Consider the following 11,642-nt stretch of genomic DNA (forward strand, 5'->3'; position numbering starts at 1 on the left):
TGACGTCGAAGCTGACCGGCCGTGGCCGGTCAGCTTCGACGTCAACTACCGGCCGGCGCTGTGGAGCGGCTGTTCCGCGGCCGATGTGCTGCGGTCGCTCGCCGAGCGCGCCGACATCGTCCTCGTCGGCCTGGACGAGGCCCAGGCCCTGTGGGGGGAGGGGCTGGGCGACGCCCGTGCGGTGCGTGACCTGCTGTCCGGCCCGCAGATCCTGGTCGTCAAGGACGGGGCCCGCGCCGCCACGGCCTTCGCGGGGACGGAGGTCCACAGTGTCCCGGCCCTCACCGTCCGGGTGACGGAACCGGTCGGTGCCGGTGACGCCTTCGCCGCCGGATTCCTCAGCGGCCTGCTGCGGGGGATGCCGGTGCGGCGCGCTCTGCGGCTGGGCCATCTGACCGCGGCCTCCGCCCTGCGGGTGTCCGCCGACCGCGGCCCGCTGCCGGCGCCCGAGGTGGTCGCCTCGCTGCTGGACGCCGAGCAGGATGTCTGGCGCGCCGCCGCCTTCGGCTGAGGCCCTGTGACCTGTGACCTGTGCCGGTGATCGCTGATCGATTGCCACTGCGCTGCCTCGCGGGCGCGGACGGTCACGACGCCGCACATGCTCAGCACGGTGTCGCCGAAGGGCCCACCGCTGGCGCACCCATCCATCCGATGAACACCACGCCCGACAAGGAGCCCCAGCGTCCCCGAACCCGCGGCTTCACCCACCACGGTCGGGGCGAGGGTGCCGGCGCCCTCGCCCCGACCCGCAACGAGTCACTGGAAATGCCACCCTGCCCAGTCTGTTCGGGCTCTGCCGGAAGGACGCGGCAGGTCACAGCGCCGGACGTGCTCTCAGCGTTGTCGTCGGAAGGCATACCGCCGACGCAACGCGATGCTGTGGTGAGTCTGTCCTCGAACGTCCGGGCCGGTCAGGTCAGCAGGGCAGCTGTGAACGTCTGACGGTGGTCGACCAGCCAGGTCTGCATGCGGTCCCAGCGTTCCCATCCACCACGTTCGGCCAACGCCTGGAGATAGACGGGGTCTCCGCCGGCCACGCGGCGGGCGACGAAGGCCCGGCAGACCTCCGTGGCCTGCTCGATGACGCCGGGCAACTCGGCGCGGTGCCCCGCCGAGAGGCCGTAGCCGTCGGCAAGTATGCGCAGCCGTGCGGCCGCATCCAGCCCGTGGGGATGCGAAGCGGCCGCAGACTCGGGATCAAGCATGGGCACCCAGTAGCGGGCGGTCATGGCGATGTCCCAGAGGGCACGGCCCGGGGCCGCCAAGTCGAAATCGATCAGGGCCGCGGCCCGGCCGTCGCGGAAGACGACGTTCTCCGGGCACACATCGTTGTGGCACAACATCGTTCCCCCCTCCGGGTCGGCGAGGTCCGGGGGCCACTCGGCGCGGGTGTCGACCGCGACGGCCGCGCTGGTCTCATGCAGACGCCGCAGCAGGCTCCCCACCGATTCGAGGGCGGAACGTGTCATCGCCCAGTCGGGGAACGGCGGTAGAGCCACGTCGCCAGGGACGAAGGTCAGCTGCTCATGGCCGTCCGGGGTGAGACCGACAGGGGTCGGCGCCGCGTCGAAGCCGTGCTCCTTCAGGGCAAGGAGATAGGCATGGAGGGCGCGCGCGTTGCGCGGTGCCGGTCGCTCCACCAACTCCCCTCGGCGGAAGACCGCCCCCGCGTTCGCCATGCCGCCGGTCAGCGCCTCGTCCTCAGCCGTCATGAGGATCACGCTATCGCCGGGTCGACTCAGCGCGGGCCGGGCTGCACACGACGTGGATCAGCTCACGACGGAACGCGCGACGCGGAATCCCACGTCGTCGACCTGGAAGGTCGGGTGGCTGCGGCGGCGCGCGGAGGCCCGGCAACTCCAGTGCTCATCGAACCAACCACCGCCACGGAGCACCCGGTAGGCGCCGTAGACCTCGGCGTCGTAGACATCCCAGCACCAGTCCCAGACGTTGCCGAGCATGTCGTGAAGCCCCCACGCGTTGGGGCGTTTGCCGCCCACCTCGTGGATGCGCTCGTGCGAGTTGCCGCGGTACCAGCCGATCTCGTCGAGATCCCCGTAGCGCGGCCCGGTCGTCCCGGCACGGCAGGCGTGCTCCCACTCGGCTTCGGTCGGCAGTCGATACCCGTCGGCGGACGTGTCCCACTCGATGTCTTCGGCCTCGGCACGGAAGTGGTACGCGGGCGTGAGGCCGGCGCACCGGGACAGGGCGTTGCAGAACCGCGCCGCGTCCCACCAGGAGACGCACTCGACGGGCAGCTGGTCCTCAGGGGCGCTACTCGGCCGCTTGCCTGTGATCCGTGCGTACAACGCCTGGGTGACCGGGACTGCCGCGAGCTGGTAGGGCGCAAGCTCGACCGACCAACTGTGCTGTGTCCGCCGGTCCGACAGTGTCACCTGCCCCGGCGGGATGGCGATCATCTCGTTCCCCGTCATCACGTCCATGATCAGGAGATCCTAACCAGGCATGCCCGTGCGAGACGACGGAGCCACCAACGGTTGTCCTGGCTGACACGAATCTGCAAGTGGTCATCCTTCACCGACACGGAGAGCCATCGATCAACGTTCACCGGCACAGGTCGCCCTGGACCGGAGTCCGCCAGGACGACCTGACCTGCCGGGCCCTGTCCACGCCCCGGCCGGGGTGTGGACAGGGCCCGGCGGTTGTCCGGGCAGCGGCTGTCACATGCCGGGCTGAGCTGCCGTACGCGCCTTCACCAGGGCCAGCGACTGGTGCATGACCGCGAGGAGAGCGTCCCGGACCGAGCGCCTGTCCCGTGCGTCGAAGACCATGACGGGCACCGAGTCCGCGACGGCGAGAGCCCACCGGATCGCCTCCGGGTCGTGGGCCATGCGGCCGTCGAAGAGGTTCACCGCGACCACGAACGGCATCCCCAGTCCCTCGAAGTAGTCGATGGCCGGGAAGGCGTCGTCCAGGCGGCGGCTGTCCACGATGACCAGGGCGCCGAGCGCACCGCGGGTCAGGTCGTTCCACATGAAGCCGAAGCGGTCCTGTCCGGGGGTGCCGAACAGGTAGAGCTTCATGGCTTCGTCGATCACGATCCAGCCGAAGTCCAGGGCCACCGTGGTGGTGGCCTTCTCCGGGGTCGCGCCGTTGTCGTCGATCCCGGCCGAGGCCTCGGTGATCAGCGCCTCGGTGGTCAGCGGGGTGATCTCCGAGACGCTGGCGACGGCGGTGGTCTTCCCCACCCCGAATCCGCCGGCGATCAACAACTTGACCGGCATCGGCGGCCGCCGGGAGACCGGCCCGGGCTGGGCCGCCGGATGGGTGTTAGCAGAGCGATTCAAGGGCACGGATGATCCTTTGAAGCGTGTCCACGCTGATCGAGGCGTCGGGGTCGAGGTCGGAGACGGTGAGGTGTCCGCTCTGTCTGAGGTCACCGACCAGGACCCGGACGACGTTCAGGTGGAGAGCGAGCTTGGCCGATATCTCGGCCAGCGAGAGCGGAACCGCGCAGAGCGCCACGATGTCGCGGTACTCGAACCCCAGGGCGCCGGCGTCCGACAGCCCGTGCTGGGTCGTCACGACCTGGGTCTCGATCGGCATCGGTTCGCGGTGGGAGGTGACCCTCCCCCCGGTGAGCAGGAAAGGGCGCAGGGAGCCTGCGGACCCCCCGGCCGCACCGCCGGGCGACGGCCTGACGTGGGGCTGGAGGGGCGGCAGATACGGCCTGTTGTGCGGGTACCCGGTCACGGCGGAGCTGGGTGTCATACCTGTACGGAGATCTTCAACTCATTGATGAGGGCCGGATTGAGCGTGGCCCCCGCACGACTGGCGAAGAGGGTCATCTCGTAGGCGATGTTGCCCAGGCTGATCGACTTCTCGGTGATCACACCCAGGACGCAGCCCGAGCCGATGGCCGAGACCAGCAGATAGCCGTTGGCCAGATCGATGATCACCTTGCTCAGCGGGCCCAGGTTGCGGTTGCCCGCGGCTCCGGAGGCCAGGCTGGTGATACCGCAGACGACGGCGGCGAGCCGGTCGGACTCGGCGCGGCCCTCGACGCGGGAGGTGGCGATGAGCAGGCCGTCGGAGGAGACCGCGATGGCGTCCAGCACCCCGGAGGTCTGACTGGCGAACCGCTGCAGCATCCAGTTGAAGTTGTTCGCCTCCGCGCTCAGCGGAAAGGCGGTGTTGTAGTCGATCGTCATCGTCTCTCCTGGGTGTGAGGGTGCGGAGGGGCGTCCTGGGTGAGAGCGCGTGCGACACCGGCCTCGAATGCCTCGATCTCCGCACGGGCCGAGTCCGGATCCGCTGTGGGAGCAGGCCCGTTCGCCGGTGTGGCGGCGGCGAATCCGGGAGGAAGGCTGGCACCCGCGACCCGGCGTACCAGGCGCTGGGCGGGTGTGCCCTGCTCGCCCGCGGGAAGCGCGGGATTTTCGGTCGTGGGGGCGGCAGCGGGCACCGTCCGCGCACCGGAGGGTCGGCCGTCGAAGGCCGACCAGGGGGTGAGGCCTTCGAAATGCGCCATGGTCCGGCGCAGTTGGTGCATATAGGAGTCGAAGGCGTCGTCCGGCCGCTCGTCCGCCGCCCCCGGGCCGGGCGCTGCCGCCCCATGGCCCGCCGCGTCCGGATTCCCGGTACTCCGCGGCGCAGGCCGGGCCGTGACGGCGGGCACCGGCGCCGCGGAGTGCTCGCCGACCAGTCCGCTGCGCCCGGACGCCTCACGGTCGCGGCGGGCCGACTCCGCGCCCTGCTCGAAGTGCTCCACCATGGCCCGGGCGGCGTCCGGGTCCAGGTGGTACGGCGCGGCGTCGTCCACCGGGACCTCGATCGGGTGGCGGAAGTGCGTGCCCGCCTGCCGACGGTTGAGCTGCCCGCCGGTGGCCCGATCCGCGCCCGGCCCGCCGGGGTCGGACGGACGGCCGCCGCCTGCTCCGGCTGCCGGCCGGTGCTGCGTCAGGGCGGGTCGCACGGACGGGGACGTCAGTGCGGGCATCGGCTGCGGTGCGGCCTGATTCCTAATCAGGTACTCGTTGGGCAGGGTGATCCAGACCGCTGTCCCGGAGTCGTCCCCGGCCCCCAGAGTGACCTTGATCCCCGTCTGCCGGGAGAGCCGGCCGACCACGAAGAGCCCCAGCACATCGGTGGGCATCAGGTCCAGCCGCTCACGGCGCAGCAGGCGGGCGTTCTCCTCGTCCAGCTGCTCCTTGCTCATCCCCACACCGCTGTCGATCACCGTGATCAGGCAGCCTTCGGCCACCCGGGCGGCGGTGACCTCGACGGTGGTGTCGGGGCCGGAGAAGGAGACGGCGTTCTCCAGCACCTCGGCGATGATGGAGACGAGCGCCGGGGCGACGTCCGGGGCGACCCGCAGGTCCAGCAGGGTGTTGAAGCGGACCCGCTGGAAGTCCTCGATCTCGGCCAGGGCGGAGCGCACCGCGTGGACGATGGCGATGGGCTCCGTCGAGCCGTAGGGCTCCGAACTCCCGGACAGCACGATCAGGTTGTTGGCGTTGCGCCGCAGCCGGTTGGTCAGGTGGTCCAGCTCGTAGAGGCTCTGCAGCAGTCCCGGGTCGGTCTCGTCCCGTTCCAGGTCGTCGATCATCGCGAGCTGGCGGCTGACCATGTTGTGGGTGCGGCGGCCGATGCCGGCGAACATCGCGGCGATGTTGCGCTGGCTGGTCCGCTGCCGGCGCAGCAGGTCGTAGGCGCGTTCCTGGACCCGGTTGACCGCGTCGGCCAGCTCGCCGATCTCGTCGCGGCCCGGCGACTCGACCCTGAGCAGCACCGGTTCCTCGTCGTCCCCCAGGTCGTCGTCGGCGACGCGGGTGAGCTCCCGCTCGGTGGCGTCGGCCACCGACTTGGCCGCGGCGGCAAGGCGGCGCAGCGGTACGGAGACGGAGCGTCCCACCGTGGTGCTGAGCCCGATCACGACGGCGACCAGGAGCAGGAGTCCGGCGGTGAACACCGACATCCCGACGAGCGACGAGCGGGCGGCGGAGGTGGCCTCGACCTCGGCGTCACGCGCCATGGTGTGCTGCACCAGCAGCCGCAGTTCGTCCTGGAAGAGGAAGGCGTTGGCCGCGTCCTCCAGGAGCGCCGCGCGGCTGCCGGCGGACAGCTGCGGGTCTGCGGAGCGGTTGCGGACCTCGGCGGCCAGGCTGTCCGCACGTTTGGCCACCGCTCCGGTGGTGATCAGCCGGGAGAGCCGGGTCCGGGCCGGGTCCGCGAACCGCCGGAAGCGCTCGGCCTCGATGGTGCGGATCTGCGTCTGCTCGTCGGCGGCCGCCAGCGACCTTCCGCTCTCCGCCTCACCGGCCAGACTCGCCAGCAGGGCGGCCTGTTCGCTGTTGCTGGCCACGTCGCTGCGCAGCAGGGCGTCCAGGCTGGACTGAACGTTCAGGTCATGGCTGTCGCCGTCGCGCGGCTGCCAGAGCCTGAGCGAGTCGACGAGCCGGCCCACGAGGCCGTTGTAGCGGTCGTTGACGGCGGATGCGGACAGCGTGTGCTGCATGACCTTGGTGTGGAGGTCGCCTATCGCTTCGACGTCGTCCAGCGCGGCGTCGAGGTCCGCGTTCGGCCGGATGTCCGAGTCGGAGCGGATCTCATGGAGGGTGGCGGCCACCGAGCTGATCTGGGCGGCCAGCGGGGACTGGGCGCTGGTGGGCGCGGCCACCGAGGAGACGGAGAGCAGCTGTTCGCGTTGGAGCTGTTCGATCAGGCCGCCGAGCTGGGCGGCCGAGTGCATCAGGCTTGCGGTGTGACGGGCACGCTGGACCTCGCGGACGTTCTGGGTGACCACGGGCACGGAGAGCGCCAGGACGGCCGCCAGCGGGATCAGGATGAGCGCGTTGAGTTTCTGGCGGACGCGGAGCCTATGGAGCAACACGGTCGAGCTCCTGCTGTCGCGCCGCGGCCTGCTCGGCTGTCTCCCCGGGAGCGCGGTGCCACTCCGCCGGGAGGTCTTCCTCCCGGTGGTGGCGGGAGCGGACGTCGCCGTCGGCGCTCTGCCCCCCGGGCTTTCTGCGCAGACGCCGCCGGCCGGCCCGCTCCGCGGTGTCTGCGGGGAGGGTGCGGTCGCGGGTGACGAGCAGCAGCAGACCGGCGAGGAGCACCGCACCGGCGGTGACGGCGACCGCGGTCAGACGGTCGCTACGGACGGTCTGCTCGCGTTCGTCCAGCGTCGTGCCGAACTCCGCCGTGGCGACCCGGGAGAGTTCCAGTACGGACGCCCGCGCGTCCTTCTGGGCCTGGGCGAGCGTCTGGACGTCGGGGGCGGTGGACGGCCCCTGGTTGAGCACCTGCACCGGAGCCATGGCGAGCACGGCACCGGCCAGCCGGTCGAGGCTGCTCATGAGCGCCGGGCCGAGGGTGGTGCTGCCGGTCCGGGAGAGCGCCTGGTGCATGGAGGAGGCCGTGTCGGCCGCGGAGTGGCCCAGGAGCTGACGTACCGTGGCGGCTGCGACCTGCGCGCCGGCCGACTTGGGCGCGGCCTGCGCCATGCCGCTGAGGTCGACCATGCGCCCGGAGAGCACCAGAAGCGTCGGAAGACCGGTGACCAGGCTGTTCATCAGGTAGTGGGTGTCCAGCTGGTCACCGAGCAGCAGACCGGAGTCCTGGCTCACGGTACCGATGAGCAGCACGGTGAGGTCGATGTTCTGCGAGTACTCGGCGTACGCCTCCCGGCCGTGTCTGGTGGACTTGGCCAGCCGGTCGAGGTCGGGGCGGAGTTTCGTCCACGCCAGGGCGGCGGTGAGATCGGAGCGTTTCGACAGGCCGGTGCGGTCGACCGCCTCGATCGCGCGCTGCACCTCGCCAGCCGGAGCTCGATCGCCCCGGACGGCGGCACCCTGTGCGTCCGTGAGGGCCGCGACCAGCGATGTCAGGGTGCTGACGTGGACGAGCCCCTGCTGCTGGCGCCGGAGGAGCGCCAGGTCCGCGGAGGCGCGGTCCAGGAGGCGTGTGCACAGGAATGCCGACGGCGCCAGCAGAAGAAGGACGGCGAGTACCGCCACGACGCGGACTGGGCGTTTCCGTTTTTGGGCGGAGACGGAATCAAGTTCAGGCATGATCTCTTCACGAACCGTGCGTGCGGGGGGCGTGACGCAGAAGAACAGCGGGACGGAAGCGCATGACCCAGGACGAGTCCGGGGGCGCGATTCCGGACGGTCCTTCGCGGTATCGGCCACAGCGGCAGTACTGCCCGAGCGCACTGCATTCCCCCTCCGGGGAACAGATGCGCAACGAGCGCTGCCGCCGCGGTTCTCGCCGGTCGGGTCGAACGCGCGAGATCATTATCAACGCGCCGACTGAAGAGTGAAGAATTCGAGTGCATTCCTGTGCCCGGGCGAAGAGTTCGCCCGGCGTTCACCCGGGGGGCCGTGCGGGCCGCGAGCCGACTCCGCTCCGCGACGCGGCCCCGGAGGGCGACCGTGCCGCCCGGCACGGGTTCTGGTGGTGCGGTGATGCCGGGGCGGCCCCCCGTCAGGGGGAAGTCAAGATCGTTTAGGTGAACGAAGACCTGCCCGGCTGAATCCTGCACTTCACCTTCGGCGGGAGGCATGGCGCCCTGGTGCAGGTGTGTGGCGTTCGTGTTCCAGGGGTGAACACATGCCGGGGATCCCGGCCGGTCGCGAGACCGGGCCGCCTCGCGGACGCCGACACTCCCACCAGGCCGCCCGACCCCGTCCGCCGTACCGCGCGGTCAGCCGGAGAAGTCCCGCAACTCCGTGTTGAGCGCCTCCAGCACGGGCACAAAACGCTCTTCGCTCCGGGCCACGACAGCGCGCTGGGCGTCCCGGACGGCGGAGACGATCAGGTCGGCCAGCCCCGGGGTGTTGCCCGGGTCGGCGACGGCCGGCGAGATCACCACATCCTGGAGCTCGCCCCTGCCGTTGACCGTCGCCCGTACCGCGCCGCCGCCCGCTGTTCCCTGGACGGTCGCCGCGCCGAGTTCCTCCTGGGCCCGGACCAGGTCCTGCTGGAGCCGCGCGGCGCTGTGCAGGAGCCTCTGTATGCCGAGTCCGTCGTTGGTGTCCATGTTCCGGTTCCTCCTCGTGTGAGGGCTGCGCCTGCCGAGGGGGCCGGGCGCGAGAGCGCGCACTTCGGGCGTCGTCGCCGTCGGTGCTCAGATGGGGGTGTACGAGTGGGGGCAGCGTCTGTGGGCCGCCCGCGCGATGCGGTGGACCGAACGGCCGGGAGTCCCGGCGAAGTCCGGAACCGCGCAGACCCCGCCCCCCAGGGACGGGATCTGCGCGGAGCGATGGGTCATGGCTCAGGGGGCGTCGGCCCGTCAGGGTCGGGTCACGCCTTGCTCCACTTCTGGTTGTCGGTGCCGCCGCAGCTCCACAACTGGAGCTTGGTCCCGTTGGCGGTGAGCATGTCGGTGACGTCGACACACATGCCGATCTGGGTGTTCACCAGGTCGTGGGAGGAGTTGAGGTTGAACTGCTGGGCCCAGCCGCCGTTGCAGTAGGCGAGCTGGATCGGGGTGCCGTCGGCCTGCGAGGCGCCGGCGACGTCCATGCAGAGGCCGAACATCCGGGCGGTGCCGTCGGAGCGGAAGTCGATCTGCTGCCACGAGCCGCCGGCGCAGTCCCGGATCTCCAACCGGGTGCCGTCCTTGGCCTTGGTGTACTGGGCGCCCGTGGCGGTGATGCAGCGGCCGCTGTCGTGGCTGTAGACCAGGACGCCCGGATACGAGTTGATCGTGCTCTGCTGCGACGTGGTCTGGTTGGTACCCGTGTTGGTGCCCGTGGTCGTGCCGCCGCCGGAGGTGCCGGTCGTGCCGCCGCCGGACGTGCCGGAGCCGCCGGATCCTCCGGAGGTGCCGGAGCGCTGTATCGAGGAGCCGCCGGTGCTGCTCTGGACCGGCGGGCTGCTCACGGCACCATGGGCGGGGGGCTTCGACGCACCGTTGGCACTGCTCGGCGGCTGGCTGCCGCTCGACCCGCCCGGCGTGGCGGGGTTCCCCGACTGCCCTGACGCTGCGGGCTTCCCTGCCGAGCCCGGCTTGCCCGGGGTGCTGCCGGGTGCGCCCGGGGCGCCCGGACGGCCGGAGTGGCCCGCGTGGCTCGGGCCACCCGAACCGTCCGACGCGGAGGGCGAGCCGGGGGCGGCGGCCCCGGCCTTGGCGCTGTTCTTGGTGTCGGAGCCGGAGGAGAACTTCGACACCGCGAACACGATCAGGACCACACACACGGTGAGACCGGCGGCGCCCATGACCCACGTCCACTGTCGCGATCCCGGACTCCCGCCCTCGCGAAGCTGCATGGTGCGCCGGGTGAAGGCGTTGACGAAGCGTGAGGCGGCTCCGTCCAGCGGTGCTGGGTCCTGCGGCTTGGTCTGGGGCGGCACTTCGTCTCCCGTGTTGTCGAGAAGTAGGGGATGTGCGGGGAAGTCGGACGGGGCACTCCCACGGCCGGGAGATGCACGCAGAACGACGGCGGCAGGGCTTCAGCGCGGTGGCGTCCCGGCCGTGTGACACAGAGCGCAGCACAGGGTTCGGGTCAGCGGGTGCAGGGCGACGGCGGGCGCCCGGGGGCCGTCCCGCCGTACGGCGGAGAGCCGACCCAGGGCCGGTTCGTCAGCCCATGGAACCGTGGTCCATCGAACCGTGGTCCATCGAACCGTGGTCCGTCGGCGGCATGCCACCGGCAGCCGGTCTGCCCGGGTTGTTCATCATCTTCAGCATCATGTTCTGCAGGGTGAGCACCTGCTGCGGCATGACGACCAGGGGACGCATCATGCCCTCGTCCTCGTGGTCGAGGGTGTGGCAGTGGTACATGAACCGGCCGGTCTCGCGACCGAACCGGCCCGCCACCGTCACCATCGAGTTCGCCATGACGTTGACCGTGTCCTTCCAGCCCGACTCGCCGGCGGCGATCGGCAGCGCCGCCTTGGCCACGATCGGCCTGGTGGTGCCGCCGAGCACGGTGTCGAACGCCGTGCCGTCGACCGTGTGGCGTTCCAGCAGCTGGAAGTTCATCAGGTGGATGTGCATCGGGTGCTGGATCTGCTGCTGGACCGGACCCACGCTGACGAAGGTCCACTTCTCCCAGCTCTCCGCCGCGGCGAAGAAGGTGGTGGTGTCCTCGAAGTGCCTGCCCACGACGCGGAAGGTGCGGGTCCCGCCGGGCAGGCCGAGCTGCACGACACCCTTGCCGGCCGCCGTGCCCGCGGGGGCGTCCTGCAGCTCCATGAGCGTCGGCATGCCCATCGGGTCGAACGAGAGCATGACGAAGCGCTCGACCGCGTTCTGCGGGACGCCGGCCGCGGTGAGGCGAGCGAAGTGCGGGTCCAGCTTCTTCGGCGCGGTGTAGGAGCGGCTCCGCCGGGGGCCCACGCGGAACTGCATGACCTGCGGGTACGGCACTCCGGCTGCCGGCACGGGGGTGCCGGCGGGGGCCGGGGGCGCGCCCGGAGCGCCGGGTGCCACGTTGACGAGCCTCAGCCGCGCACCGCGGAAGGCCGAGAAGTCGACAACGATGTCGACGCGCTCGGCCGGAGCGAGGGTCAGCGGCTCGTCGACGGCCACGGGCTTGTCGAGCAGGCCCATGTCGGTGCCGATGACCTGGATCGCGCCCTTGACGGTGCGGCCGCTGCTCTCGTCCAGCAGGGCGAGCGTGTAGGGGCGGCCGTTGGAGGCGTTCACGACGCGGAAGCGGTAGGCGGTGGCC

At 71.1% G+C, this 11,642-nt stretch carries 12 protein-coding genes; 2 read left to right on the top strand and 10 right to left on the bottom strand.

Annotation, left to right across the window (positions count from 1 at the left end):
• On the top strand, positions 1 to 511 hold a 511-nt coding region (locus tag AOK09_RS20665), incomplete at its 5' end, for a PfkB family carbohydrate kinase (RefSeq protein WP_245687391.1).
• 400 nt (positions 512 to 911) lie between these two features.
• On the opposite strand, the gene AOK09_RS20670 is transcribed toward AOK09_RS20665, so the two are convergent.
• The 7 genes from AOK09_RS20670 to AOK09_RS20700 all read right to left on the bottom strand — a co-directional run bounded on the left by AOK09_RS20670 (position 912) and on the right by AOK09_RS20700 (position 7,775).
• Positions 912 to 1,712 carry a phosphotransferase gene (locus AOK09_RS20670; protein ID WP_055588713.1) on the bottom strand — a complete coding sequence of 267 codons (801 nt, stop codon included), beginning with the start codon at positions 1,710 to 1,712 and terminating at the stop codon, positions 912 to 914.
• Positions 1,713 to 1,769: 57 nt separating this feature from the next.
• Positions 1,770 to 2,444: a formylglycine-generating enzyme family protein gene (locus AOK09_RS20675; protein ID WP_055588707.1), complete on the bottom strand. Its 675-nt coding sequence runs from the start codon at positions 2,442 to 2,444 to the stop codon at positions 1,770 to 1,772.
• A gap of 237 nt (positions 2,445 to 2,681) precedes the next feature.
• Positions 2,682 to 3,245 (bottom strand): GTP-binding protein, encoded by a 564-nt coding sequence (locus AOK09_RS20680; RefSeq protein WP_055588708.1) that lies wholly within the window; start codon positions 3,243 to 3,245, stop codon positions 2,682 to 2,684.
• Between the two features lie 46 nt (positions 3,246 to 3,291).
• The gene (locus tag AOK09_RS42310) at positions 3,292 to 3,567 is read right to left on the bottom strand and encodes a DUF742 domain-containing protein (protein ID WP_245687392.1); all 276 of its coding nucleotides are present in this window, start codon (positions 3,565 to 3,567) and stop codon (positions 3,292 to 3,294) included.
• Between the two features lie 161 nt (positions 3,568 to 3,728).
• Entirely contained in the window at positions 3,729 to 4,172 is a 444-nt protein-coding gene (locus tag AOK09_RS20690) for a roadblock/LC7 domain-containing protein (protein WP_055588709.1), read from the bottom strand.
• Positions 4,169 to 6,853 (bottom strand): sensor histidine kinase, encoded by a 2,685-nt coding sequence (locus AOK09_RS20695; RefSeq protein WP_055588710.1) that lies wholly within the window; start codon positions 6,851 to 6,853, stop codon positions 4,169 to 4,171. Before AOK09_RS20695 ends, AOK09_RS20690 begins: the two co-directional genes overlap by 4 nt.
• On the bottom strand, positions 6,840 to 7,775 hold the full coding sequence (locus AOK09_RS20700) for a hypothetical protein (protein ID WP_157875970.1): 936 nt from the start codon (positions 7,773 to 7,775) through the stop codon (positions 6,840 to 6,842). The genes AOK09_RS20695 and AOK09_RS20700 overlap by 14 nt, the downstream gene beginning before the upstream one ends.
• A gap of 84 nt (positions 7,776 to 7,859) precedes the next feature.
• Here AOK09_RS20700 and AOK09_RS40260 point away from each other — a divergent pair, with 84 nt between their 5' ends.
• Entirely contained in the window at positions 7,860 to 8,099 is a 240-nt protein-coding gene (locus tag AOK09_RS40260) for a hypothetical protein (protein WP_157875971.1), read from the top strand.
• Between the two features lie 569 nt (positions 8,100 to 8,668).
• On the opposite strand, the gene AOK09_RS20705 is transcribed toward AOK09_RS40260, so the two are convergent.
• From AOK09_RS20705 to AOK09_RS20715, 3 genes are all read right to left on the bottom strand, one after another.
• Positions 8,669 to 9,004 (bottom strand): YbaB/EbfC family nucleoid-associated protein, encoded by a 336-nt coding sequence (locus AOK09_RS20705; protein WP_063796020.1) that lies wholly within the window; start codon positions 9,002 to 9,004, stop codon positions 8,669 to 8,671.
• 263 nt (positions 9,005 to 9,267) lie between these two features.
• A complete protein-coding gene (locus AOK09_RS42315; RefSeq protein WP_055588712.1) occupies positions 9,268 to 10,320 on the bottom strand; it encodes an RICIN domain-containing protein in 1,053 nt (350 codons plus the stop codon).
• 229 nt (positions 10,321 to 10,549) lie between these two features.
• Positions 10,550 to 11,642, bottom strand: a 1,093-nt coding sequence (locus tag AOK09_RS20715; RefSeq protein ID WP_157875972.1) for a multicopper oxidase domain-containing protein, incomplete at its 5' end; no start/stop codon positions are given.

Source organism: Peterkaempfera griseoplana (assembly GCF_001418575.1).
In the GTDB taxonomy this organism is placed as follows: domain Bacteria; phylum Actinomycetota; class Actinomycetes; order Streptomycetales; family Streptomycetaceae; genus Peterkaempfera; species Peterkaempfera griseoplana.

Excerpts from the sequence above, each read along its gene's own strand:
- AOK09_RS20705 (WP_063796020.1), bottom strand. The coding sequence starts at position 9,004 with ATGGACACCAACGACGGACTCGGCATACAGAGGCTCCTGCACAGCGCC.
- AOK09_RS20670 (WP_055588713.1), bottom strand. The coding sequence starts at position 1,712 with ATGACGGCTGAGGACGAGGCGCTGACCGGCGGCATGGCGAACGCGGGG.
- AOK09_RS20675 (WP_055588707.1), bottom strand. The coding sequence starts at position 2,444 with ATGGACGTGATGACGGGGAACGAGATGATCGCCATCCCGCCGGGGCAG.
- AOK09_RS20680 (WP_055588708.1), bottom strand. The coding sequence starts at position 3,245 with ATGCCGGTCAAGTTGTTGATCGCCGGCGGATTCGGGGTGGGGAAGACC.
- AOK09_RS42310 (WP_245687392.1), bottom strand. The coding sequence starts at position 3,567 with ATGCCGATCGAGACCCAGGTCGTGACGACCCAGCACGGGCTGTCGGAC.
- AOK09_RS20690 (WP_055588709.1), bottom strand. The coding sequence starts at position 4,172 with ATGACGATCGACTACAACACCGCCTTTCCGCTGAGCGCGGAGGCGAAC.